Origin of the sequence: Xanthobacter pseudotagetidis (assembly GCF_043194795.2) — a bacterium.
Lineage (GTDB): Bacteria > Pseudomonadota > Alphaproteobacteria > Rhizobiales > Xanthobacteraceae > Xanthobacter > Xanthobacter tagetidis_A.
On sequence record NZ_CM195534.1, the window covers coordinates 2,923,871 to 2,947,750 of the forward strand.

Here is a 23,880-nt window from a genome sequence, read left to right on the forward strand (position 1 = left end):
TCCAAGAGGAAGGTCGGCCGTTGTTACTTCATCCTGGCCGCGAGCGCTTTCAGGTTCTTCTTCAATCCAAGAGGAGTGGCAACCGCCACGACAGCCTTGCGAAGGCTGCGCTTAAGCCAATGCTTGACCTTGCTGAGCGTGATGCTGGTGCGGTTGTACTCAATCTGCTCTAGCAGGTCGCGCGCATAAGCGGCGCTGTTGGTCCAAGCGCCGACCGCGGATGGGTCCTTCTCGATCAGGCATTTGATAAACGGGTCGAATTTGACCATTCGGTAGCCCGTCTTCCGAAGAAGATTTTCCATAGTCGGCCTGGTGAACTGTGTCACATGGGCATTCTGAAGGTAGAGTAGAATATCAAACTCATAACCGCCATAATTTATACTTTCAAGCGATGGCACTTCGATATAAATCTTGCCCGTAGGGCTCAAAAATTGAGACGTCTTTTCAAGAAAATCAACAGGATCCGTTACATGTTCGAGAACATGACAAACGATGATCAGATCGAATTTGTCATCCGCGGCCAGGGCCTCGGTGCTTCCGCGAAGCAGGGTCAATCCCCGACTGCGGCCATACGCCAGCATGCGGTCGTCGAAATCAAGGCCGACAGTAGAGTATCCTTGATCGTTAAAGACGCTCAGAATGCCGCCCGCACCCGTGCCGATCTCCAGCACACGGCCCCCTGGCGGGATATGGCCCTTTGCGAATAGAAGTATTCTTTCGCCCCTCGAAATTTGCTCAGAAAATAATTCCTCTGGACTTTTGTTTCCATAAAGAAAACGATAGTAATTTGTATAAAAATCTGCAACACATTCGGGTGAATAATATTTTGATTGCTGTACATTTCCACAGAATTTGCATAATCCCGTTGGATAATAAAATCCGTATCTATCAATTTCAGCTACGGGCTCAAAATCAGACCGCTCACAAATGAAACAGTTGAGAGGAGTAAGGGACAGGCGTTCGTCCCATTTCTGCAAAAAAGCATTCTTAGCGGACACCATCTCCGGCGTCATTGCAATGTATGGGCGATTGGGTTCGTACTTGTATCGGCTAAGCATATTTGCGGCCTCATATGGCATGGGGGTAGGATGTCGCCGGATACGAGTGGTTTACAATTCGGCACTTTCCATCAATCACCCGCCCAACGCAATCGGGGCAGCGGGCCGTTAAGGGTGCGCCTGATCGCTCCGGCTGGGCAGCCGGCTTCGAACCGGTCGCGCTCCAGTAACCGCGATCGACCTCAATTCGAAAGCATCTGATCTCGGGTACTTTCCGCCGCCGCTGGCGCCCTGCCGACCGGATCGCAGCATCGCGGCTGCGTTGCCCCAGGTTCGTAGCCTCTTGCCCGGGTTTGCCGCCGGCTCCGGATCAAGGCCGGAAAACCGCGCCCCCGGTGAGCGGCCTGGGTGCGCCCGTGGTGGCTGGAAATGTCAGCGCCAGCCCCTTGAGCGCCCGCACGGCGAGAAAGGCGAAGGCCTCCGCCTCCAGCGCATCCGACGACCAGCCCACCTCGTCCGCCATCAGGACCTCGGCCCCCAGTCGCGCGGCCAGCATCGCCCGCAGCGTGGCGTTGCGGGCGCCGCCGCCGGCGACGATCCAGCGCCGGGGCGGGGCCGGGAGCAGGGGAACAATTGCGGCGACGCTCGCGGCGGTGAGCGCGGTGAGGGTGGCCGCGCCGTCCTCCAGAGACAGGGCATCGAGCCCGAGGCGCGTCTTGGCGATCTCGCGGAATTCGTTGCGGTCGAGCGACTTGGGTGGCGGCGCGGCGAAGAAGGGATCGGCGATCACCCGCGCCACGGCACCCGTGTCGACGGACCCGCGGGCGGCTATGGCGCCGCCGTCGTCATAGGCAAGGCCCGCGCGGGCGAGGAGGAAGTCGTCCAGAAGGGCATTGCCCGGGCCGGTGTCGCAGGCGACGGGGTCGTCCTCGCCATCGAGGTAAGTGACGTTGGAGACGCCGCCCACGTTCAGCACCGCCAGCGGGCGCGGGCCGTCGAGGCCGCGCGCCAGCGCCCGGTGATAGGCGGGGACTAGCGGCGCGCCTTGGCCGCCCGCCGCCACGTCCGCCGCCCGCATGTCGGCGACCACCGCGATGCCGAGGCGCCGCGCCAAGGCCGCGCCGAGGCCGAGCTGCACGGTGAGGCGGGCGTCCGGCCGGTGGATCACGGTCTGGCCGTGGAAGCCCACCACGGCGATGTCGGAGGGCGCGAGGCGCAGGCTGGCGACGAGCGCCTCCACAGCCTGGGCGTTCAGATCGGTGATGCGCGCCTCGGCGGCCGCAAGTCGGCCCGGCCGGTCGGTGCGGGCATTGACGCCGCGCGCATCCTCCACTGCGCCGGCCAGCAGCGCGCGGGTGGCGCCGTCGAACGGGAAGGTGAGGGCAGGCCCGCGCCAGAAGACCGCCTCGCCGTCGGTCTCGATCAGCGCCACGTCCACCCCGTCCATGGAGGTGCCGCTCATGAGCCCGATCGCGCGCATGCCTTCCTCCGCCTCCCGTTTCCCGCCCAAGGTCGCAAAGCGGGCGCGGACCTGATACACCACCGCTCCTTCCGCCCGTCCTCCGGCAGACCGACAGAATTGCGATGACCAGCCCCGCCTTCCGCTCCGACTTCCTCAACACGCTCTCCGAGCGCGGCTACATCCACCAGTGCTCGGACCTGGAGCGCCTCGACGCCAAGGCGGCGGAAGGCCCCATCACCGCTTATATCGGCTTCGACGCCACCGCATCGAGCCTGCATGCGGGGCATCTGCTCTCCATCATGATGCTGCGCACCCTCCAGCGCACCGGCCACCGGCCGATCGCGCTCATGGGCGGCGGCACCACCAAGATCGGCGATCCGTCCGGCAAGGACGAGGCGCGCAAGATGCTGACCGACCAGCAGATCGAGGACAACATCGCCTCGATTCGCAAGGTGTTCGCGCGGTTTCTCGACTTCGACCAGCCCACGCGAGGTTTTGCCGCCCTTCAAGAGCGCACCAATCCTCGCGAGCGTGGGGAAACGCCAAACAATCGCGCCATCATGGAGAACAACGCGGCCTGGCTGGACGAGCTGAAATACATCCCGCTCCTGCGCGAGGTGGGGCCGCACTTCACCATCAACCGCATGCTCACCTTCGATTCGGTGAAGCTGCGCCTGGAGCGCGAGCAGCCGCTCACCTTCCTCGAATTCAACTACATGATCCTGCAGGCCTACGACTTCGTGGAGCTCAACAAGCGCCACGGCTGCATCCTGCAGATGGGCGGCTCGGACCAGTGGGGCAACATCGTCAACGGCATGGAGCTGGGCCGCCGCATGCGCGGCGCGGAGCTGTTCGCGCTGACCACGCCGCTGCTCACCACCTCCTCGGGCGCCAAGATGGGCAAGACCGCCGGCGGCGCCGTTTGGCTCGATGAGACCCTGCTGAGCCCTTACGAGTACTGGCAGTACTGGCGCAATGCCGGGGACGCGGACGTGGAGCGCTTCCTGAAGCTCTTCACCGAGCTGCCGCTGGACGAGATCGCGCGGCTGGCCGCGCTTCAGGGCCAGGAGATCAACATCGCCAAGGAGGTGCTCGCCACCGAGGCGACGGCGCTCCTGCATGGCCGCGAGGCCGCCGAGAAGGCCAAGGAGACCGCCCGCACCACCTTCGCCGAGGGGGCTCTGGCGGTGGACCTGCCGACAGTCGATGTGCCGGCGGCGAAGCTGGAGGCCGGCCTGCCGGTGGCGAACGCGTTCGTGGAGGCCGGCCTCGTCGCCTCCACCAGCGAGGCGCGGCGCCAGATCAAGGGCGGCGGCCTGCGCGTGAACGATGCGGCGGTGACGGATGAGAAGGCCGCGCTCTCCATGGCCGACCTGACCCCCGAGGGCGTCGTCAAGCTCTCGCTCGGCAAGAAGAAGCACGTGCTGCTGAAGCCGGTGTGAGGGAACGGGATCGTTCCCATCCCTTGGGAGGGGAGTCGTCCCGGGCTTGAGAGGTCTTGCTTTGGATCGAGGCCGCGGGGGCAAAAGAAAAGGCGGCCGGAGCGACCGGCCGCCTCTTTCCTTTTTCCGCCCGAGCAAGCTGGCTGTCGCCGGCTCGCGTTGCCCGAAAGAGCCGGGCGGCGTCAGAACGTCCTCTACCTCAGAAGTCCATGCCGCCGCCCGAGCAAGCCGGCTGCTGCCGGCTTGCGTTGCTCAAGAGAGCCGGGCGGCGTCAGAACGTCCTCTACCTCAGAAGTCCATGCCGCCGCCCGGCATGGCCGGCATCGCGGGGCCGGCCTTCTTCGGCAGCTCGGCGATGAGCGCCTCGGTGGTGATCAGCAGGCCGGACACGGAGGCCGCGTCCTGGAGCGCCGTGCGCACCACCTTGGTGGGGTCGATGATGCCGGCCTTCACCATGTCGACATACTGGCCCGTCTGGGCGTTGTAGCCGAAGGCGTAGTCGTTGGACTCCAGGATCTTGCCCACCACCACGGAGCCGTCGTCGCCGGCATTGCTGGCGATCTGGCGCGCCGGGGCCTGGACCGCCTTGCGGACGATCTCGATGCCGGTCTTCTGGTCGGCATTCTCGACCTTGATGCCCTCGAGCACCTTCACGGAGCGCAGCAGGGCGACGCCGCCGCCAGGCAGCACGCCTTCCTCGACCGCGGCGCGGGTGGCGTGGAGCGCGTCGTCAACGCGGTCCTTCTTCTCCTTCACCTCGACCTCGGTGGCGCCGCCGACGCGCACGACGGCCACGCCGCCGGCAAGCTTGGCGAGGCGCTCCTGCAGCTTCTCGCGGTCATAGTCCGAGGTGGTCTCCTCGATCTGCGCCTTGATCTGCTGGATGCGGGCGGTGATCTCCTCCTTGGAGCCGGCGCCGTCGACGATCGTGGTGTTCTCCTTCTCGATCACCACCTTCTTGGCGCGGCCGAGCATGGAGAGGTTCACGTTCTCGAGCTTGATGCCGAGGTCCTCGGAGATCGCCTGGCCGCCGGTCAGGATGGCGATGTCCTGCAGCATGGCCTTGCGACGGTCGCCGAAGCCGGGGGCCTTCACCGCCGCGACCTTCAGGCCACCACGCAGCTTGTTCACCACGAGGGTGGCGAGGGCCTCGCCCTCCACGTCCTCGGCGATGATCACGAGCGGCTTCGCCGACTGGACCACCGCCTCGAGCACCGGGAGCAGCTCCTGGAGGCCAGAGAGCTTCTTCTCGTGGATGAGGATGTAGGGATCCTCGAACTCAACGCGCATCTTCTCGGCGTTGGTGACGAAGTAGGGCGAGAGGTAGCCGCGGTCGAACTGCATGCCCTCGACCACGTCGAGCTCGGTCTCGAAGGACTTCGCCTCCTCCACCGTGATGACGCCCTCGTTGCCGACCTTCTTCATGGCCTCGGCGAGGAACTTGCCGACCTCGGCGTCGCCGTTGGCGGAGATGGTGCCGACCTGGGCGATCTCCTCGTTGGAGGTCACCTTCTTGGAGTTGGCGGCCAGATCCTTGACGATGGCCTCGACGGCGAGGTCGACGCCGCGCTTCAGGTCCATGGGGTTCATGCCGGCGGCCACCGCCTTGGCGCCTTCCTTGACGATCGCCTGGGCGAGCACGGTGGCGGTGGTGGTGCCGTCGCCGGCGAGGTCGTTGGTCTTGGAGGCGACCTCGCGCACCAGCTGGGCGCCGAGGTTCTCGAACTTGTCCTCGAGCTCGATCTCCTTCGCCACCGTCACACCGTCCTTGGTGATGCGGGGGGCGCCGAAGCTCTTCTCGATGACGACGTTGCGGCCCTTGGGGCCGAGCGTCACCTTCACCGCGTTGGCGAGGATGTCGACGCCGCGCAGAACCTTGTCGCGCGCGTCCACGGAGAATTTCACGTCCTTGGCAGCCATGTGCCTTGCTCCTTCAGCTTGGGACGATTGAACTTGGAAAAAAGCGCAGGCCGCTCAGGCGGCCGTTAGCTCTTGCGCTTGAAGGCTGCTCACGCAGCCTTCTTGGCCGAGGCGGTGCCCTCGATCACGCCAAGGATGTCGCTCTCCTTCATGATGAGCAGGTCCTGGCCGTCGATCTTGACCTCGGTGCCGGACCACTTGCCGAACAGCACGCGGTCGCCGGCCTTCACGTCGAGCGCCACCAGTTCGCCCTTCTCGTTGCGGGCGCCGGGGCCGACAGCCACCACCTCGCCCTGCATGGGCTTCTCCTTGGCGGTGTCGGGAATGATGATGCCGCCGGCGGTCTTCTCTTCGGCGTCGATACGCTTGACCACCACGCGGTCGTGCAGGGGACGGAAACCCATCGGGGAAACCTCCGGTTGGAATGCCATTTTTCGGGGCACCGGGCGCGTGCGCTCCCGGCTCCGCTGGCGATCTAAGGGGCGCCCGCGCGACCTTCAAGGGGGAGTCGGGAAAAAATTGGCACTCGATCCAGGGGAGTGCCAGACGCCCTTCCATGGCCGGCGAAGCATTGCGGCTCAAGGCGTTAAGGCAAGGAGCGGGGACGCGTGGCTTATGCGCCGGCATTGCGGCGGCAATGGGAGCGTTCTGTCAGCAGTCATGTCCAATCGCTGCTAGTCCATTGTTTTTGCTTGAATAAACCATTCTTTAGCCTTGGCGGGCGGAAGCTCGTGAGCCGACAATGGTTCTCCGGCCTCGCGCCGGATCAGGCGGAGGAGGTTCAGAACATGGTCTCTTCGGTGTCGCGCGACTTCGTTCGTCAGATCGAGGGCTACGGCCTGGCCACGGCCGAGATTCTCTATCGGCTGCCAGATCATCCCAAGCTGCTCCAGAGCTTCGTCTGGCAGGAATATGACCTCTGCCCCGACTTCCCGGAGCTCAACCGGTTCCTCGCCTTCTGGCGCAAGGAGATCGAGGGCGCCTTGCATTCCGTTCGCGTCAGCCATTGCGGCCTGATCAAGCCGGCGGAGCTGACACCGGTGAACGGCATGTTCCTGCTCCATTGAGGAGCCAGGTTGCCTCATACGTCATTTGCTCTCCCCTTGGGGCCGCAGATGCGCTAGCTTGAGCGGGGGCGGCAGGCGGGCATGCGCGTTTGCGGGGGTTCACGCGCATGCCGCTTTGCCCGTTTTCGGCGCCATGTCTTCAGGGCCTTGGTTTCAGCGCCCTGCATGGCGCTCGCGTGCGAAAGTTCGAGGCTGGACGGTCGGGCCGCCGCGGTCATGCCCTGACACTGCCGCTTTCTCGATGCTATGGATGGGCGACCAGGAGGAAAGGTCGCCTTGGACCATCGCACGCCCAGAACGTCCGAACTGCTTGCCGCGGTGCTCGCTGCCCACACCGAGGACAAGGTGGCCATCGGCGATCTCGTGAACGCGCTGCGCAACCGCGCATTCGGCATCCTGTTCCTGATCTTCGGCATCCCCAACTGCATTCCCATGCCGCCGGGTATTCCGGTGATCTGCGGCATCATCCTCGGCCTCATCGGCGCGCAGATGATGATCGGACGCCAGGAGCTGTGGCTGCCGGAGAAGGTGGCCAAGCGCACCTTCTCGCGCTCCATGCTGGAGAGCATCGTCACCCACTCCAAGCCCTGGATCGAGCGCTTCGAGCGCTTCTCGCGCCCGCGCTACGAGCAGTTCGCCGGTCCCACCGCGCGCCGGGTGGTGGGCGCGACGGTCGTGCTTCTGGGCTTCATCCTGCTGCTGCCCATCCCCTTCCTCGGCAACCTGCCGCCGGGATTTGCCGTGTGCGTGTTCGGCCTCGGCCTGGTGGAGCGGGACGGGCTGGTGATTCTCGCCGGCTTCGGCGCCACCCTGCTCGGCCTCGCCGTCACCGGCCTGATGAGCTGGGCCATCTGGCAGGGAGCGATCGCTATATTCTAGAAGGGCTGTCCGGCCCTTTCTTCTGGCGACCCCTGTTCCATGCGCGTCGACACCTTCGATTTCGAGCTTCCCGAGGAGCGTATCGCGCTCCGCCCCGCCGAGCCGCGCGATGCGGCGCGCATGCTGGTGGTGCGTCCCGGCGCGGAGCCGGAGCTGGAAGACCGGGGGGTGCGCGACCTGCCCTCGTTTCTGAAACCCGGCGACGCGCTGGTGGTGAACGACACCCGCGTCATTCCTGCCGCGCTCGAAGGCGTGCGCGCCCGCGCCGGCGGCGAGGTGCGCATCGAGGCGACGCTGGTGAAGCGGCTCGGCCCGGCGCGCTGGCGCGCCTTCGCCAAGCCGGGCAAGCGGCTGAAGGAAGGCGACCGTGTGCGCTTCGGCGGGGAGGGCAGCGCCTGCCTCCTCGGCACGCTCGACGCCACCGTGGAGGGCAAGGACGAGGACGGCGCGGTGCGGCTCGCCTTCGACCTTGCCGGCCCGGCGCTGGACGAGGCCATCGCCCAGGTGGGCCACATGCCGATCCCGCCGTACATCGCCGCCCGCCGCCACGAGGACGACCGCGACCGGGAGGACTACCAGACCCTGTTCGCCCGCGTCTCCGGCTCGGTGGCGGCGCCCACCGCCAGCCTGCATTTCACGCCGGACCTCTTGGCGCGCATCGCCGCGGCCGGGGTGGAGCGGCACACGGTGACGCTGCACGTGGGGCCGGGCACCTTCCTGCCGGTGAAGGCGGACGACACCTCCGGCCACCGCATGCACGCCGAATGGGGCGAGGTGACGCGCGAGACCGCCGATGCCCTCAACGCGGTGAAGGCGAAGGGAGGGCGCATCCTCACCGTCGGCTCCACCTCCACCCGGCTGATCGAGAGCGCGGCGGGGGAGGACGGCGTCATCCGTCCGTTCGCGGGCGAGACCGACATCTTCATCACGCCCGGCTACCGGTTCAGGGCCATCGGCGGCATGCTCACCAACTTCCATCTGCCGCGCTCGACGCTGGTGATGCTGGTGGCGGCGCTGGTCGGCCATGAGGCGCAGAAGCGTGCCTATGCCCATGCCATCGCGCAGGGCTACCGCTTCTATTCCTATGGCGATGCGTGCCTGCTTCTGCCAGAAGGCGGAGCATGACCGCCGCGCCTGCCTCCGACACCTTCTCTTTCGCCGTCTCCGCCACCTCGGGCGCCGCCCGCACCGGTATCGTCTCGACGCCACGCGGGGCGATCCGCACGCCGGCCTTCATGCCGGTGGGCACGGTGGCGACCGTGAAGGGGCTCTATTTCGACCAGGTGCGGCAGGCGGGCGCCGACATCGTGCTCGCCAACACCTATCACCTCATGCTGCGCCCCGGCGCCGAGCGGGTGGCCCGGCTTGGGGGGCTGCATACGTTCATGGGCTGGGACGGGCCGATCCTCACCGATTCCGGCGGCTTCCAGGTCATGAGCCTGTCGTCGCTGCGCAAGATGAGCGAGCAGGGCGTCACCTTCCGCTCGCACGTGGACGGCGCGCTCCATGAGATGAGCCCGGAGCGCTCCATCGAGATCCAGGGCCTGCTCGGCGCCGACATCCAGATGCAGCTCGATGAATGCGTGCGCCTGCCGTGCGAGGATGCGGAGGCCGAGCGCGCCATGCGCCTGTCCCTGCGCTGGGCCGAGCGCTCGAAGCGCGCGTTCGAGGCGCAGCCGAAGGGGCGGGCGCTGTTCGGCATCGTCCAGGGCGGGGCGGTGCCGGCGCTCCGGGTGGAGTCGGCCCGCGCGCTCGCCGACATGGACTTCCCCGGCCATTCCATCGGCGGCCTTGCGGTGGGTGAGCCGCAGGAGGTCATGCTCGCCATGATCGAGACCGTGGAACCGCACCTGCCGGCGGCAAAGCCGCGCTACCTCATGGGCGTGGGCACGCCGGACGACCTTCTGGAGGCGGTCGCGCGCGGCATCGACATGTTCGACTGCGTCATGCCGACCCGCTCCGGCCGCCATGCGCTCGCCTTCACCCGCTTCGGCCGCATCAACCTGAAGAACGCCCGCCACGCCGAGGACCCGCGCCCGCTGGACGAAGCGAGCGATTGCCCGGCGCTGCGCGACTATTCCCGCGCCTACCTGCATCACCTCGTGCGCTGCGAGGAGATGCTGGGGGCGATGCTGATCTCCTGGGCAAATATTCATTACTACCAGCAGCTCATGGCCGGCGCCCGCGCCGCCATCGCCGCCGGGCGCTACGCGGATTATGTGGCAGAGACCAAGGAAGGCTGGGCGCGGGGTGACATCGCGCCGGTGGGGTGAGGGCAGGGGGCGTCTGGGCGTGGTTTGCTGAGACTGCTGTTCGTCCGTCGCCCTCGGGCTCGGCGGCTCCGGCCATGGATGCTCCGCTCAAGCCGGAGCATGGCGGCGGTGAAAGGGGGCGGGTTCGCGCGATCGACACGGGGCAGAAGGCTCGTCGTCCGACAACATCGGCCCGCCGCCATTGCGCCGGGGAACGCCCGCTTGCTATAGCGCAGGTCGGCTTTCGGGAGCACAGCATGTCCGTCGATCAGGCGACCGTCCGCCGCGTGGCGCATCTTGCGCGCATCGCGGTCCGCGAGGACGAACTCGACCACCTGAGCCACGAGCTCAACGCCATCCTCGAATTCGTGGAGCAACTGGCGGACCTCGATGTCTCCGGCGTCGATCCGCTCACCAGCGTCGTGCCGGTGGACCTGCCCATGCGCGAGGACGTGGTCAGCGACGGCCACTGCCCGGACAAGGTGCTCGCCAACGCCCCGGAGGCCGAGGGCGGCTTCTTCACCGTTCCGAAGGTGGTGGAATGACCAAGCTGACCCAGCTGACCCTCACCCAGGCGCGCGAAGGGCTCGCCATGGGCGAGTTCACCTCCGTGGAGCTCACCGAGGCCTATCTCAAGGCCATGGCGGAGGCGCGCGACCTCAACGCCTACGTGCTGGAGACGCCCGAGATCGCCCTCGACATGGCGAAGGACAGCGATGCCCGCATCGCCTCGGGCGACACCGGGCATCTGGAGGGCATCCCCCTCGGCATCAAGGACATGTTCGCCACCGAGGGCGTGCGCACCACGGCCTGCTCGAAGATCCTGGAAAACTTCGTCCCGGAGTACGAATCCAGCGTCACCGCCAATCTCTGGCGCGACGGCGCGGTGATGCTCGGCAAGCTCAACAATGACGAGTTCGCCATGGGCTCGTCCAACGAGACCTCCGCCTTCGGCCCCGTCGTTTCTCCCTGGCGGCGCGACGGCGATACCACGCCCATCGTCCCTGGCGGCTCCTCCGGCGGCTCGGCGGCGGCCGTGGCGGCGTTCCTGTGCGCCGGGGCCACCGGCACTGACACCGGCGGCTCGATCCGCCAGCCGGCGGCCTTCACCGGCACGGTCGGCATCAAGCCCACCTACGGGCGCTGCTCGCGCTGGGGGATCGTGGCGTTCGCCTCCTCGCTCGACCAGGCCGGCCCGTTCGCCCGCACGGTGAACGACGCGGCGCTGCTGCTGCGCTCCATGGCGGGCTACGATCCCAAGGATTCCACCAGCGTCGACCGGCCGGTGCCGGACTACGAGGAGGCGGTCGGCGCCTCCATCAAGGGCAAGCGCATCGGCATCCCGCGCGAATACCGCGTGGACGGCATGGCGGACGAGATCGACACCCTGTGGAACGACGGCGCGGCCTGGCTCAGGGATGCCGGCGCCGAGATCGTCGACATCTCGCTGCCCCACACCCAGTACGCCCTGCCGGCCTACTACATCGTCGCCCCGGCCGAGGCCTCCTCCAACCTCGCGCGCTATGACGGCGTGCGCTACGGCCTGCGCGTGCCGGGCCGCGACGTGGTGGAGATGTACGAGAACACCCGCGCCGCCGGCTTCGGGCCGGAGGTGCGCCGGCGCATCATGATCGGCACCTACGTGCTCTCCGCCGGCTATTACGATGCCTACTACCTGCGCGCCCAGAAGGTGCGCTCGCTGATCAAGAGCGACTTCGACTACGTGTTCTCGCAGGGCGTGGACGCGGTGCTCACCCCGGCCACCCCGTCGCCCGCCTTCGGCATCGGCGAGAAGGTGAAGGCCGACCCGGTGGAGATGTATCTCAACGACGTCTTCACCGTGACCGTGAACATGGCGGGCCTGCCCGGCATCTCGGTGCCCGCAGGGCTGTCGGCGGACGGGCTGCCGCTCGGCCTCCAGCTCATCGGCCGTCCGTTCGAGGAGGAGACGTTGTTCTCCCTCGCCGAGGTGATCGAGGAGGCTGCGGGCCGCTTCCCGGTGGAGAAGCTGTGGTGGCGCCGGTGAGCGGTGCCATCGGCTCGGGCGGACCGGTTCCGGCGGCCCTCGCCGAGGCGCGGCGGGCCATCGACGGCATCGACGCGCGCATGGTCGACCTGCTGGCGGAGCGCTTCGCGGTGGTCGAGGAGGTGGTGAAGATCAAGCAGGCGAACGGCATTCCCGCTCTGCTGCCCGACCGGGTGGAAGAGGTGGTGGCCCAGGTGGAGGCGCTCGCCGCCGGCAAGGGCCTGCCGCCGGGCATCGCCGGCGCGCTCTGGCGGACGCTGATCGCCCAGACCATCGACTACGAGAACGCGCGCCTCTAGGGCGCGCGCCGATCAGCCTGCAACGCAAGCTGATCGGACAACGCGTTCTCTATCATTAAGTTAGAGGGCGGTTCACCGATCAAATCGAACCAATTTGATCGGATCGCGCTCTAGGGCGCGCGCCCGTGCCCGTGAAGCCCGGCAGCGGGGCAGGGCTCACACGCTCCTTGCCGACCTTCGCCGGCATGGCCGCTGACCTGCGCGACTGCAAGCCCTTCTTTTTTCTTCGCTCCCAACGGTTTTCGCCGGAAAGGCCGGCGCATGACGACGGGCACGCCGGCTCGCCAGGACGCCGTTCGGCGGTCGCGCATCCCATGGGCGCAACAGATTCCCAACCATGAGGACATGAGAACATATTGCGAACAGAGAACAAACAAGGTACAAACGCGACGTTCTCGTTTTTCCTTGCGCCAGCCCCGGAGCGCGGCAATGACTCAGGCGACACTCCGACTCGTCGAAGGTTCCTCCATGGACAAGACCAAGGCGCTCGACGCCGCGCTCTCCCAGATCGAGCGCCATTTCGGCAAGGGCTCGATCATGCGGCTCGGCAAGAGCGGCAAGGCGATCGAGATCGAGAGCATTCCGTCCGGCTCGCTCGGCCTCGACATCGCCCTCGGCATCGGCGGCCTGCCCAAGGGGCGCATCGTCGAGATCTTCGGGCCTGAATCGTCGGGCAAGACCACGCTGGCGCTCCACGCGGTGGCCGAGGCGCAGAAGAAGGGCGGCACCTGCGCCTTCATCGACGCCGAGCACGCGCTCGACCCGGTTTATGCGCGCAAGCTGGGGGTCAATCTCGACGATCTCCTGATCTCCCAGCCAGACGCCGGCGAGCAGGCGCTGGAGATCGCCGACACACTGGTGCGCTCGGGCGCCATCGACGTGCTGGTGGTCGATTCGGTGGCGGCGCTCACCCCGCGCGCCGAGCTCGACGGCGAGATGGGCGACAATCAGCCGGGCCTGCAGGCGCGCCTGATGAGCCAGGCGCTGCGCAAGCTCACGGGCTCGATCTCCAAGTCCAACACCATGGTGATCTTCATCAATCAGATCCGCATGAAGATCGGTGTGATGTACGGTTCGCCGGAGACCACCACCGGCGGCAACGCGCTCAAGTTCTACGCCTCCGTCCGCCTCGACATCCGCCGCATCGGCATGATCAAGGAGCGCGACGAGGTGGTCGGCAACCAGACCCGCGTGAAGGTGGTGAAGAACAAGCTCGCCCCGCCCTTCAAGCAGGTGGAGTTCGACATCATGTACGGGGAGGGGGTGTCGAAGACGGGCGAGCTGCTCGACCTCGGCGTCAAGGCCGGCGTGGTCGAGAAATCCGGCGCCTGGTTCTCCTACGACAGCCAGCGTCTCGGCCAGGGCCGCGAGAACGCCAAGACGTTCCTGAAGCAGAATCCGGAGGCGGCCGGACGGATCGAGGCGGCGATCCGCCAGAATGCCGGCCTCATCGCCGAGAAGATTCTGGCCGGAGACCCGGAGGCCGATGCGGAGGGCAGCGAGGCCGACGCCTGAGCCATCCGCCCGCCGGGCGTGACGGTGTGGCGTGCCTCGGGGCGGCTTGCCTCGGGGCGGATCGCGCCGGGTTTGCGGAGGATGGCGATCCGTCCTCCCGGTGGCCGGTCCGGTTCGGCGCGCCCGGCAGGCGCGGATGCGACGGGTTCCGGCCCAGGACGCGGGCGTCCGGCGTTGCCGGCTCGGGGACGCCGCCGGTGAAACCTTCGGCCGCGGGAGGTGCGGTCAGGGGCCGGCGTCCCTGCCGCCGGGACACGGCTTTCTGGACAAGTTGAGGCCCCCTCGCTAAACGAACCCGGTTCCGGCCGGCACGCCGTTGGGGTCCGGCGGAGCCGCGATGCGGCCGTTCCGGCGCGCGGTCGCGTGGAGACCACCACCGCCGGACGCATCCCGCGCCGGCATCGAGGGATGATGGCCGGCACATGAGCGGCGTGAACGAGATCCGGTCGACCTTCATCGACTACTTCGTCAAGCAGGGCCACGAGGCGGTGGCCTCCTCGCCGCTGGTGCCGCACAACGACCCGACCCTCATGTTCACCAATGCGGGGATGGTGCAGTTCAAGAACGTCTTCACCGGCGTCGAGAAGCGGCCCTATGCGCGCGCTGTGACCTCGCAGAAATGCGTGCGCGCCGGCGGCAAGCACAACGACCTCGACAATGTGGGCTACACCGCGCGGCACCACACCTTCTTCGAGATGCTGGGCAACTTCTCCTTCGGCGACTATTTCAAGGACCGCGCCATCGAGCTTGCCTGGAACCTCGTCACCCGCGAGTTCGAGCTGCCGAAGGACCGCCTGCTGGTCACCGTCTACAGCGAGGACGAGGAGGCGCACCGGCTGTGGAAGTCCATCGCCGGCCTGCCGGACGAGAAGATCATCCGCATCCCCACCTCCGACAATTTCTGGTCCATGGGCGACACCGGCCCGTGCGGTCCCTGCTCGGAGATCTTCTTCGACCACGGCCCGCACATACCCGGCGGCCCCCCCGGCTCGCCGGACGCCGACGGCGACCGCTTCATCGAGATATGGAATCTCGTCTTCATGCAGTTCGAGCAGCTCGCCGGCGGCGAGCGGCTGGTCCTGCCGCGCCCGTCCATCGACACCGGCATGGGCCTGGAGCGCATCTCCGCGGTGCTGCAGGGCACGCACGACAATTACGAGACCGACCTCATGCGGGCGATCATCGCCGAGGTCGCCGAGCTCACCAACGTCGATCCCGACGGCCCGCAGAAGGCGAGCCACCGGGTGATCGCCGACCACCTGCGCTCGGCGGTGTTCCTCACCGCCGACGGCGTGCTGCCCTCCAATGAGGGCCGCGGCTACGTGCTCCGGCGCATCATGCGGCGCGCCATGCGGCACGCCCAGCTGCTCGGCGCCAAGGATCCGCTGATGCACCGCCTGGTGCCGATCCTGGTGCGCGAGATGGGCCGCGCCTATCCGGAGATCGTGCGCGCCGAGCCGCTCGCCAGCGAGACCCTGCTGCTGGAGGAGACGCGCTTCCGCCGCACGCTCGAGCGCGGCCTCTCCATCCTGGAGGAGGAGACGGCGCACCTTTCGTCCGGCGGGAGCTTCTCCGGCGAGGTGGCGTTCAAGCTCTACGACACCTACGGCTTCCCGCTCGACCTGACGCAGGACGCCCTGCGCGCCCGCAACATCTCGGTGGACCTCGCCGCCTTCGACACCGCCATGGCGCGCCAGAAGGCGGAGGCGCGCGCCAACTGGGCCGGCTCGGGCGAGGCGGCGACCGACACGGTCTGGTTCTCGCTGCGCGACGAGGTGGGGGCCACCGAGTTCCTCGGCTACGAGACCGAGAAGGCCGAGGGCGCGGTGCGCGCGATCGTGCGCGAGGGCGCTCCGGTGGAGCGGCTGTCCGCCGGCGAGCGCGGCCTCGTGATCCTGAACCAGACGCCGTTCTACGGCGAATCCGGCGGCCAGGTGGGCGACATCGGCATCCTGACCGGGGAGGGGGGCCTCACCGCGATCGTCCACGGCACCCAGAAGAAGCTCGGCGACCTCTTCATCCACGACGTCAGCGTCGAGGCGGGCACGCTGCCCGTGGGCGCTCCGGTGGCGCTGGAGGTGGACCACACGCGCCGCGCCGCCGTGCGCGCCAACCATTCCGCGACCCACCTGCTGCACGAGGCGCTGCGCCGGGTGCTCGGCGACCACGTGGCCCAGAAGGGCTCGCTGGTCGCGCCCGACCGCCTGCGCTTCGACTTCTCCCATCCCAAGCCGCTGTCCGACGCCGAGCGCGCCGAGGTGGAGGACATCGCCAACCGCTTCGTGCTGCGCAACGAGCCGGTGGAGACCCGCGTCCTGGCGGTGGACGACGCCATCAAGTCCGGCGCCCGCGCCTTGTTCGGCGAGAAGTACGGCGAGGAGGTGCGCGTCGTCTCCATGGGCACGGACGAGGGCAACGGCGCGCCCTATTCGGTGGAGCTGTGCGGCGGCACGCACGTGAAGCGCACCGGCGACATCGGCCTCATCTCGCTGGTCTCGGAAGGCGCGGTGGCCTCCGGCGTGCGCCGCATCGAGGCGATGACCGGCAATGCCGCGCGCCATCACCTCAACGGCGCGAACGCCGCCCTCCAGGCCGCGGCCGCCACCCTCAAGGCGCCGGTCGCCGAGGTGGAGGCGCGCCTCGCCGCGCTGGTGGAGGAGCGCCGCAAGCTGGAGCGCGACCTCGCGGACGCCCGCAAGAAGCTCGCCATGGGCGGCGGCACGGGCGGCGGCGACGAGGTGCGCACCGTCGGCGACGTGAAGCTCATGGCGCGCGCGGTCTCCGGCATCGAGATCAAGGATCTCAAGGCACTGGTGGACGAGGGCAAGAAGCGCATCGGCTCGGGCGTGGTGGCCATCGTCGGCGTCACCGAGGACGGCAAGGCCGGCATCGTCGTCGGCGTCACCCCCGACCTCTCGGGCCGCTACGACGCGGTCGCCCTGGTGCGCCGCGGCGCCGAGGCGCTGGGCGGCAAGGGCGGGGGCGGGCGTCCCGACATGGCCCAGGCCGGCGGCCCGGACGGCGCCAAGGCCGCCGACGCGCTGGCCGCCATCGAGGCCGCTTTGGCGGGGTAGTCGGCGCGGTAGCCACGGGCGGGGTCGTCCCGCGCGCAGCCCCGGTGCTCCGGGGCTGCCGCTCTTCCGGCGAACTTCAGGCGAACCGAACTTCAGGCGAACTTCGTGAAGTCCCGGTGCTCGGCGGCGATGCGGCGCACCGTGCCGGTGGCCGCGCGCATCACCACGGTGTCGGTGAAGATCACGTCGCGGGAGAAGCGCACGCCCTTCAGCAGCGCGCCGTCGGTGACGCCCGTGGCCGCCACCAGGCAGTCGCCGCGCACCATGTCCTCCAGGCGGTAGATCTTGGCCGGATCGCGGATGCCGAGGCGCTTCGCCTGCTCGCGCTTCTTCTCGGTGTCGAGCACGAGGCGCCCCTGCATCTGGCCGCCGATGCAGCGCAGCGCCGCCGCCGCCAGCACGCCCTCGGCCGCCCCGCCGAGGCCGAGATAGATGTCGATGCCGCTCTCGTCCGGGTTGGTGGTGTGGATCACCCCCGCCACGTCGCCGTCGCTGATGAGCTTGATGGCGGCGCCCGTCTTGCGCACCGCCTCGACCAGCGGCGCGTGCCGCGGCCGGTCGAGGATCAGGGCGGTGATCTCGGTGGGCGGCACGCCCTTGGCCTCGGCCAGCGCGGCGATGTTGTCCTGCGGCGACTGGGTGAGCGAGACGATGCCTTCCGGATAGCCGGGCCCGATGGCGAGCTTCTCCATGTAGGCCGGCGGCACCTTCAGCAGCGAGCCCGGCTCGGCCAGCGCCAGCACCGAGATCGAGCCCTCCATGTTCTTGGCGCACAGGGTGGAGCCTTCGAGCGCGTCCACCGCCACGTCCACCTTCTCGCCGCCGGCGCCCAGCGTCTCGCCGACGAAGAAGTGCTCCACCTCGCCCTCGTCGCCCTCGCCGATCACCACGGTGCCGGCGATCGGCATGCGCGAGAGCTCCCGGTAGGCGCGCTCCATGGCGGCGAGGTCGGCGGCCTGCTCGTCCCCCCGGCCGCGCAGCCGGGCGGCGGCGACGGCGGCACGCTCGGTGATCTGCGCCATCTCCAGGGCCAGGCGCCGGTCGAGCGCCTGAGGCATCCTGATCATGCTCATGGTTTCACTCCCCGGGCCTCGATGCCATGGCCTCAATCCTTCTCGATGCGGATCACCTGGGGCAGGGAGGCGACGACGCCCTCCGCCTCGATGGCGGCGATGGCGCGGCGCACGGCCTCCTCGGTGGTGGCATAGGTGATGAGGATGACGTTGGCTGTCTCCGGCTCGGCCTTCAGGCCCACCGGACGGCGCTGGACGATGGATTCCAGCGAGATGTGCTGGTCCGCCATGCGGCCGGCGATGATCGCCGCCGTGCCGGGCCGGTTCAGCACCGCGAGGCGGATGTAATAGCCGCCCTCGTGGCGCTGCATGGGCGCGCGCTCTGCCGGCAGCAGCAGGTCGGCGGGCATGCCGAAGGCGAACGGGCGGGCGCCCCGCGCCACCTCGGCGAGGTCCGCCACCACGGCGGAGGCGGTGGCATCGCCCCCGGCGCCGGGGCCGACGAGGGTCAGGTCCACCGCGTCGCCGTCGAGCGCCACCGCGTTTGTGACGCCGGACACCTGCGCCAGCGGCCAGTGCTTGGGCACCATGGTGGGATGCACCCGCTGCTCGATGCCGGCATCGGTGCGCACCGCGACGCCCAAGAGCTTGACCTTGTAGCCGAGGTCGTCGGCCGCCTCGAGGTCCTCCAGGGTGAGCTGGCGGATGCCCTCGACGTAGATCGCCTCGGCATCGACCTTGGTGCCGAAGGCGAGGGAGGTAAGGAGCGCCAGCTTGTGCGCGGTGTCGTAGCCGTCGATGTCGAAGGTCGGGTCCGCCTCCGCATAGCCGAGCCGCTGCGCCTCGCTCAGGCAGACGGCGAAGGAGAGCTTTTCATCCGCCATGCGGGTGAGGATGTAGTTGCAGGTGCCGTTGAGGATGCCCGAGACGCGGAACAGCCGGTTGCCCTCCATGGCCTCGCGCAGGGTCTTCACCACCGGGATGCCGCCCGCCACCGCTGCCTCGAACAGAAGCGCGGCGCCGGTCGCCTCGGCGCGGCGCGCCAGCTCGACGCCGCAGCGGGCGAGCAGGGCCTTGTTGGCGGTGACCACGGAGCGCCCGGCGTCGAGGGCGGCGGCGACCGCGGCCTTGGCCGGGTCGCCTTCGCCGCCCATCAGCTCCACGAACACGTCGATCTCGCCCTCGCGGGCGAGCGCCACGGGATCGTCGAACCAGGCCACCTGGGAGAGGTCGACGCCGCGGTCCTTGGCGCGGTCGCGCGCCGCCACCGCCACCACCTTGATGCGGCGGCCGGTGCGGGCGGCGATCTCCGCCTCCTGCCGTGCCAGCATGCGCAGCACCCCGGCCCCGACGGTGCCGAGGCCCGCGAGGCCCACTTTCAAGTCGCTCATGGTCGAACCGGTTCTCTTTTCGTCGGGCGGCCGCGGCGCCGTGCGGGCCGCGGCGGGCTGGAGCCGGATGCCGCGAGGCCGTGACGGCCCCAGCGACACGTCCGTCTCCGACGGAAGCCAGGAAACCACCCGGCCGGCGTGCGGCGCGGACGGCTCTGTCTCAAAGTCCGGGCGCGGGTTCCGGGCGGGATGGGTCGATCCGTCCGGACCGCGCTCCGCGTCAGCGCGCGGCGCTGAGCGGCACCACGTTGTGCAGCGTGGTGCCGGCCTGGTCGAAGAAGCGGCGGATGTTGCGCGCCGCCTGGCGGATGCGCTGCTCGTTCTCGACCACGGCGATGCGCACATAATCGTCGCCGTGCTCGCCGAAGCCGACGCCCGGCGCCACCGCCACCTCCGCCTTCTCGATCAGCAGCTTGGCGAACTCCACCGAGCCCATGGCCCGGAACGGCTCGGGGATCGGCGCCCAGGCGAACATGGAGGCGCGCGGCGAGGGCACCGGGAAGCCGGCGCGGCCGAAGCTCTCCACCATCGCGTCGCGGCGCTTCTTGTAGGTCTCGCGCATCTCGGCGATGCACTCCTGCGGGCCGTTGAGCGCCGCCGCCGCCGCCACCTGGATCGGCGTGTAGGCGCCGTAGTCGAGATAGGACTTCACCCGCGACAGCGCGGCGATGAGGCGTTCGTTGCCGACCGCGAAGCCCATGCGCCAGCCGGGCATGGAATAGGTCTTGGACATGGAGGTGAACTCCACCGTCACGTCCATGGCGCCCGGCACCTGCAGCACCGAGGGCGGCGGCACGTCGTCGTAATAGAGCTCGGCGTAAGCGAGGTCGGAGAGCACGATCAGGTCGTTCTTCTTCGCGAACGCCACCACGTCCCGGTAGAATTCGAGATCCGCCACGCAGGCCGTGGGGTTCGAGGGATAGCACAGCACCACGGCGATCGGCTTGGGGATGGAGTGCTTCACCGCCCGTTCCATGGCGTGGAAGAATTCCGGCCCAGGCTCCACCGGCACCGAGCGGATGACGCCGCCGGCCATGAGGAAGCCGAAGGCGTGGATGGGATAGGACGGGTTCGGCGTCAGAATCACGTCGCCGGGCGCGGTGATGGCCTGCGCCATGTTGGCGAAGCCTTCCTTGGAGCCGAGCGTGGCGACGACCTGGCGCTCGGGATCGAGCTTCACGCCGAAGCGGCGCTCGTAATAGCCCGCCTGGGCCTTGCGCAAGCCGGGAATGCCCTTGGAGGCTGAATAGCGGTCGGTGCGCGGCTTGCCGATGGTCTCTTTCAGCTTCTCGATCACGTGCGCCGGCGCCTCGAGGTCCGGATTGCCCATGCCGAGGTCGATGATGTCCACCCCGGCATTGCGGGCGGCGGCCTTCACACGGTTCACTTGCTCGAACACGTAGGGCGGCAGCCGGCGAATGCGGTGAAAATCGGTGGTCATCGTCAGAGCTCCAGGGGCCGCCACGCGGCCGTTCGTCGCCGCGCAACCTCTTCTCCCGGCGCGGCAGTCGGGCTTTTTAGCACTGTTCGGTGAATGAAAAAGCAATGATTGCGGCTTCCGCGGGGAAAGATCGTGCCGCAACGCGGCAGCCGCCCGTCAGTTGTCGGCGCCGATGGACCTCTTCAGCTTGGCCTCGCGATCCTTGGCCAGGGCTTCGAGGTCGGCCTGGAGCTTGGCCCGGTCCTCGGCGGAGAGCGGCGGCGGCCGGCCCGTGGGCTGGGTGCCGATGGAGGGGAAATTGTCCGCCTCCACTTGCGGAACGTCGGGATTGGGCGGGGTGATGGAAGCAAGCGGACCATCGGCGGCGCAGCCGCCGAGGACCGCAACCAGCAACGCGGCAGCGAGCCCGCGTCCGGCCGTGGTGGCCGGCGACGCCGGGATGTGCCGCGATGAAGTCTCGCGTCGGCAAAGAAAAGTCACGGCTGAGGCATTGTCCCCATGTGGCCCCGCCTCCGCTCGGGAGGCTCGATAAGGGCACATTCACCCGCTAATATGGCGGAAGCTGGAAACAAGAGTCCTAACGCTTGATCGAGAACTAAGCGGGTGCAATCCGGCATCGCCCGCATCGAGGGGAGAGCGGATGTCCGCTGCCGAGGAAACCTCCGGGCACGCCGAAATGCGGACCGGGCAGGGGGGCGATGCCGCCGGCGCCGGCATGGCGCATGCCGAGACCGATTGCGAGCCCGCTGCCGGCGACACGCAGGCCGCGGCGCTAGCCAATGAGGTCGTGACGCAGCCGGCGGCCGCGGACCCCGGCTTCGCGCCTTCGGACGAATCGGCGCTCGCCGATCCGCTCCTGACCGGCGATCCCTTCATGGCGCCACCGGAGGCGGCACCACCGGAAGCGACGCCCGCCGAGATGATGAAGGAGGTCGCGGCCGCGGTGCTCGCCCCCTTCTCCGGTCCGGCCATGGACCTGCCGCCATTGCCGCCCGCGCCGGCCGAGGAGGCTCCCGCCGAGAAAATACCTGTCGAGGACGTGCCGCCGCCTCAGCCTGCCCAGCAGCTCGCCTCGATCCAGGAGGCGCTGGCCGCCCTTTCCCCGCCGTCGGCGGCAGCGCCCGCCGCCGCGCCCGCGCCGCCAAGGCCGACCCAGGCCGCTCCCCCACAGGCCGCTCCCCCACAGTCCGCTCCCGCACAGGCCAAGGACGGGAGGGGCAGCGCCGGGACCGGCGGCAGCGAGGCCGGCCAGGGGCCGGCGGGCCTCGATATCGAGGCCTTCTCGCGCAATCTCGCCCGCCTCGTCGAGGAGGGCGGCAAGGCCATGGCCGCCTATCTCGGCCCGCGCGAGGCCGGCCGCAAGGACGACATGGCCGACGACATCGCCGACGCGCTCAAGACCGTGGGCCATGTGGCGGAATACTGGATGGCCGACCCCCAGCGCACCATCGAGGCGCAGAGCCGGCTCATGGGCGGCTATCTCTCGGTGTGGGCCAACACCATGAAGCGCCTCGCCGGCGAGGAGGTGACGCCGGTGGTCGCGCCCGACCCCAAGGACCCGAGGTTCAAGGACGCCGGCTGGAGCGACAGCCCGATCTTCGACGCCCTGCGGCAGGCCTATCTCGTCACCTCCAAATGGGCCGAGGACATGGTGGAGGAGGCCGAGGGCCTCGACGACCACACCAAGCACAAGGCCGAGTTCCTGGTGCGCCAGGTCTCCAACGCCATCTCGCCCTCGAACTTCGTCGTCACCAATCCGGAGATCATCCGCGAGACGCTGTCCTCGTCCGGCGAGAACCTCGTGAAGGGCATGCAGCACCTCACCGAGGACCTGATCGAAGGCAAGGGCACGCTCAGGATCCGCCAGACCGACATGAGCGCCTTCGAGGTCGGGCGGAACCTCGCCACGACGCCGGGCAAGGTGGTGTACGAGAACGAGCTGATGCAGCTCATCCAGTACGCGCCCGCCACCGCGCGGGTGAAGAAGACGCCGGTGCTGATCGTTCCGCCCTGGATCAACAAGTTCTACATCCTCGACCTCACGCCCGAGAAGTCGATGATCAGGTGGCTGGTGGAGCAGGGCCTCACCGTGTTCACCATCTCCTGGGTGAACCCGGACGCGCGCCTCGCCGCCAAGGGCTTCGACGACTACATGCGCGACGGCATCATGGCCGCGCTCGACCAGGTGGCCATCGCCTCGGGCGAGCGCCGGGTGCACACGGTGGGCTATTGCGTCGGCGGCACGCTGCTGGCGGTGACGCTGGCCTACATGGCCGCCACCGGCGACGACCGCATCGCCAGCGCGACCTTCCTCACCACCCAGATCGACTTCACCCATGCGGGCGACCTGAAGGTGTTCGTGGACGAGGCCCAGCTCGCGGTGCTGGAGCGCAAGATGAAGGAGATGGGCTATCTCGAAGGCTCGAAGATGGCGTCCGCCTTCAACATGCTGCGCTCGAACGACCTGATCTGGCCCTACGTGGTGAACAACTACATGAAGGGCAAGGCGCCGTTCCCGTTCGACCTGCTCTACTGGAACGCCGATTCCACCCGCATGCCGGCGGCGAACCATTCCTACTATCTGCGCAACTGCTACCTCACCAACAACATCGCCCGCGGCCTCGCCGACCTCTCCGGCGTGCGCATCGACATGACCAAGGTCCAGGTTCCGGTCTATTCGCTGGCGACGCGGGAGGACCACATCGCCCCGCCGAACTCGGTGTTCATCGGCGCCAACATGCTCTCGGGCCCGGTGCGCTACGTGCTGGCGGGCTCCGGCCACATCGCCGGGGTGGTGAACCCGCCGGCCAAGATGAAGTACCAGTACTGGGCGGACGGACCTGTGGGGCCGAGCTTCGAGGCCTGGCTCGACGGCGCGCGGGAGCACAAGGGCTCCTGGTGGCCGGACTGGCTGCAATGGTTCTCGGCGCTCCACCCCGACGAGGTGGAGGCGCGCGCGGTGGGTGGCGGCCGCTTCCAGCCGATCGAGGATGCCCCCGGCCGCTATGTGAAGCAGCGCTCCTGACGAAAAGGCGCCGCCGCGCTCCGCCGGCGGCGCGCCCGCCGGCCCCCATCGCCCCCTCGTCTCCCGCTCCACCGGG

19 protein-coding genes are annotated in these 23,880 nt (G+C 68.4%); 11 read left to right on the plus strand and 8 right to left on the minus strand.

Annotated features, from left to right (window positions below; translation table 11 throughout):
• Positions 1 to 23: 23 nt before the first annotated feature.
• Both V5F67_RS13380 and V5F67_RS13385 read right to left on the minus strand, forming a co-directional pair.
• On the minus strand, positions 24 to 1,058 hold the full coding sequence (locus V5F67_RS13380) for a class I SAM-dependent methyltransferase (protein ID WP_394017364.1): 1,035 nt from the start codon (positions 1,056 to 1,058) through the stop codon (positions 24 to 26).
• A gap of 310 nt (positions 1,059 to 1,368) precedes the next feature.
• Positions 1,369 to 2,478, minus strand: a complete 1,110-nt coding sequence (locus V5F67_RS13385; RefSeq protein ID WP_394017363.1) for an anhydro-N-acetylmuramic acid kinase — start codon at positions 2,476 to 2,478, stop codon at positions 1,369 to 1,371.
• Positions 2,479 to 2,582: 104 nt separating this feature from the next.
• Here V5F67_RS13385 and tyrS point away from each other — a divergent pair, with 104 nt between their 5' ends.
• Positions 2,583 to 3,902, plus strand: coding sequence for a tyrosine--tRNA ligase (gene tyrS / locus V5F67_RS13390; protein ID WP_394017361.1), 1,320 nt, complete (start codon positions 2,583 to 2,585; stop codon positions 3,900 to 3,902).
• Between the two features lie 288 nt (positions 3,903 to 4,190).
• Here the strand turns inward: tyrS and groL are convergent, their stop codons facing one another.
• Both groL and groES read right to left on the minus strand, forming a co-directional pair.
• Positions 4,191 to 5,822: a chaperonin GroEL gene (gene groL, locus V5F67_RS13395; protein ID WP_394017359.1), complete on the minus strand. Its 1,632-nt coding sequence runs from the start codon at positions 5,820 to 5,822 to the stop codon at positions 4,191 to 4,193.
• Positions 5,823 to 5,911: 89 nt separating this feature from the next.
• Complete coding sequence (groES, locus tag V5F67_RS13400) at positions 5,912 to 6,226, minus strand: co-chaperone GroES (RefSeq protein WP_394017357.1); 315 nt, start codon at positions 6,224 to 6,226, stop codon at positions 5,912 to 5,914.
• A gap of 384 nt (positions 6,227 to 6,610) precedes the next feature.
• Between groES and V5F67_RS13405 the strand changes: the two genes are divergently transcribed.
• The 9 genes from V5F67_RS13405 (at position 6,611) to alaS (ending at position 16,934) form a co-directional block, all read left to right on the plus strand.
• The gene (locus V5F67_RS13405) at positions 6,611 to 6,889 is read left to right on the plus strand and encodes an usg protein (RefSeq protein ID WP_394017355.1); all 279 of its coding nucleotides are present in this window, start codon (positions 6,611 to 6,613) and stop codon (positions 6,887 to 6,889) included.
• A gap of 276 nt (positions 6,890 to 7,165) precedes the next feature.
• Positions 7,166 to 7,768: an exopolysaccharide biosynthesis protein gene (locus V5F67_RS13410; RefSeq protein WP_394017354.1), complete on the plus strand. Its 603-nt coding sequence runs from the start codon at positions 7,166 to 7,168 to the stop codon at positions 7,766 to 7,768.
• Between the two features lie 39 nt (positions 7,769 to 7,807).
• Complete coding sequence (queA, locus tag V5F67_RS13415; protein WP_394017352.1) at positions 7,808 to 8,893, plus strand: tRNA preQ1(34) S-adenosylmethionine ribosyltransferase-isomerase QueA; 1,086 nt, start codon at positions 7,808 to 7,810, stop codon at positions 8,891 to 8,893.
• A complete protein-coding gene (gene tgt / locus V5F67_RS13420; protein ID WP_394017350.1) occupies positions 8,890 to 10,041 on the plus strand; it encodes a tRNA guanosine(34) transglycosylase Tgt in 1,152 nt (383 codons plus the stop codon). Before queA ends, tgt begins: the two co-directional genes overlap by 4 nt.
• A 236-nt stretch (positions 10,042 to 10,277) precedes the next feature.
• Positions 10,278 to 10,565, plus strand: coding sequence for an Asp-tRNA(Asn)/Glu-tRNA(Gln) amidotransferase subunit GatC (gatC, locus tag V5F67_RS13425; protein WP_394017348.1), 288 nt, complete (start codon positions 10,278 to 10,280; stop codon positions 10,563 to 10,565).
• Positions 10,562 to 12,046, plus strand: coding sequence for an Asp-tRNA(Asn)/Glu-tRNA(Gln) amidotransferase subunit GatA (gene gatA, locus V5F67_RS13430; RefSeq protein ID WP_394017347.1), 1,485 nt, complete (start codon positions 10,562 to 10,564; stop codon positions 12,044 to 12,046). The genes gatC and gatA overlap by 4 nt, the downstream gene beginning before the upstream one ends.
• Positions 12,034 to 12,345: a chorismate mutase gene (locus V5F67_RS13435; RefSeq protein ID WP_394017346.1), complete on the plus strand. Its 312-nt coding sequence runs from the start codon at positions 12,034 to 12,036 to the stop codon at positions 12,343 to 12,345. Before gatA ends, V5F67_RS13435 begins: the two co-directional genes overlap by 13 nt.
• A 429-nt stretch (positions 12,346 to 12,774) precedes the next feature.
• Positions 12,775 to 13,860: a recombinase RecA gene (recA, locus tag V5F67_RS13440; protein ID WP_394017344.1), complete on the plus strand. Its 1,086-nt coding sequence runs from the start codon at positions 12,775 to 12,777 to the stop codon at positions 13,858 to 13,860.
• A gap of 422 nt (positions 13,861 to 14,282) precedes the next feature.
• On the plus strand, positions 14,283 to 16,934 hold the full coding sequence (gene alaS, locus V5F67_RS13445; RefSeq protein WP_394017343.1) for an alanine--tRNA ligase: 2,652 nt from the start codon (positions 14,283 to 14,285) through the stop codon (positions 16,932 to 16,934).
• 92 nt (positions 16,935 to 17,026) lie between these two features.
• On the opposite strand, the gene glpX is transcribed toward alaS, so the two are convergent.
• The 4 genes from glpX to V5F67_RS13465 form a co-directional block, all read right to left on the minus strand.
• Positions 17,027 to 18,007, minus strand: coding sequence for a class II fructose-bisphosphatase (gene glpX / locus V5F67_RS13450; protein ID WP_394017341.1), 981 nt, complete (start codon positions 18,005 to 18,007; stop codon positions 17,027 to 17,029).
• A 32-nt stretch (positions 18,008 to 18,039) separates the two neighbouring features.
• Entirely contained in the window at positions 18,040 to 19,338 is a 1,299-nt protein-coding gene (locus V5F67_RS13455) for a homoserine dehydrogenase (RefSeq protein ID WP_394017339.1), read from the minus strand.
• Between the two features lie 220 nt (positions 19,339 to 19,558).
• Complete coding sequence (locus V5F67_RS13460; protein ID WP_394017338.1) at positions 19,559 to 20,779, minus strand: LL-diaminopimelate aminotransferase; 1,221 nt, start codon at positions 20,777 to 20,779, stop codon at positions 19,559 to 19,561.
• Between the two features lie 156 nt (positions 20,780 to 20,935).
• Positions 20,936 to 21,172 (minus strand): hypothetical protein, encoded by a 237-nt coding sequence (locus V5F67_RS13465; protein WP_394017336.1) that lies wholly within the window; start codon positions 21,170 to 21,172, stop codon positions 20,936 to 20,938.
• Positions 21,173 to 22,049: 877 nt separating this feature from the next.
• Between V5F67_RS13465 and phaC the strand changes: the two genes are divergently transcribed.
• Positions 22,050 to 23,804 carry a class I poly(R)-hydroxyalkanoic acid synthase gene (gene phaC / locus V5F67_RS13470; protein WP_394017810.1) on the plus strand — a complete coding sequence of 585 codons (1,755 nt, stop codon included), beginning with the start codon at positions 22,050 to 22,052 and terminating at the stop codon, positions 23,802 to 23,804.
• Positions 23,805 to 23,880: the final 76 nt, after the last annotated feature.

What these genes read in the sequence shown, in the direction of transcription:
- V5F67_RS13380 (WP_394017364.1), bottom strand. Translation starts at nt 1,058, where the DNA reads ATGCTTAGCCGATACAAGTACGAACCCAATCGCCCATACATTGCAATG.
- V5F67_RS13385 (WP_394017363.1), bottom strand. Translation starts at nt 2,478, where the DNA reads ATGCGCGCGATCGGGCTCATGAGCGGCACCTCCATGGACGGGGTGGAC.
- tyrS (WP_394017361.1), top strand. Translation starts at nt 2,583, where the DNA reads ATGACCAGCCCCGCCTTCCGCTCCGACTTCCTCAACACGCTCTCCGAG.
- groL (WP_394017359.1), bottom strand. Translation starts at nt 5,822, where the DNA reads ATGGCTGCCAAGGACGTGAAATTCTCCGTGGACGCGCGCGACAAGGTT.
- groES (WP_394017357.1), bottom strand. Translation starts at nt 6,226, where the DNA reads ATGGGTTTCCGTCCCCTGCACGACCGCGTGGTGGTCAAGCGTATCGAC.
- V5F67_RS13405 (WP_394017355.1), top strand. Translation starts at nt 6,611, where the DNA reads ATGGTCTCTTCGGTGTCGCGCGACTTCGTTCGTCAGATCGAGGGCTAC.
- queA (WP_394017352.1), top strand. Translation starts at nt 7,808, where the DNA reads ATGCGCGTCGACACCTTCGATTTCGAGCTTCCCGAGGAGCGTATCGCG.
- tgt (WP_394017350.1), top strand. Translation starts at nt 8,890, where the DNA reads ATGACCGCCGCGCCTGCCTCCGACACCTTCTCTTTCGCCGTCTCCGCC.
- gatC (WP_394017348.1), top strand. Translation starts at nt 10,278, where the DNA reads ATGTCCGTCGATCAGGCGACCGTCCGCCGCGTGGCGCATCTTGCGCGC.
- gatA (WP_394017347.1), top strand. Translation starts at nt 10,562, where the DNA reads ATGACCAAGCTGACCCAGCTGACCCTCACCCAGGCGCGCGAAGGGCTC.
- recA (WP_394017344.1), top strand. Translation starts at nt 12,775, where the DNA reads ATGACTCAGGCGACACTCCGACTCGTCGAAGGTTCCTCCATGGACAAG.
- alaS (WP_394017343.1), top strand. Translation starts at nt 14,283, where the DNA reads ATGAGCGGCGTGAACGAGATCCGGTCGACCTTCATCGACTACTTCGTC.
- glpX (WP_394017341.1), bottom strand. Translation starts at nt 18,007, where the DNA reads ATGAGCATGATCAGGATGCCTCAGGCGCTCGACCGGCGCCTGGCCCTG.
- V5F67_RS13455 (WP_394017339.1), bottom strand. Translation starts at nt 19,338, where the DNA reads ATGAGCGACTTGAAAGTGGGCCTCGCGGGCCTCGGCACCGTCGGGGCC.
- V5F67_RS13460 (WP_394017338.1), bottom strand. Translation starts at nt 20,779, where the DNA reads ATGACCACCGATTTTCACCGCATTCGCCGGCTGCCGCCCTACGTGTTC.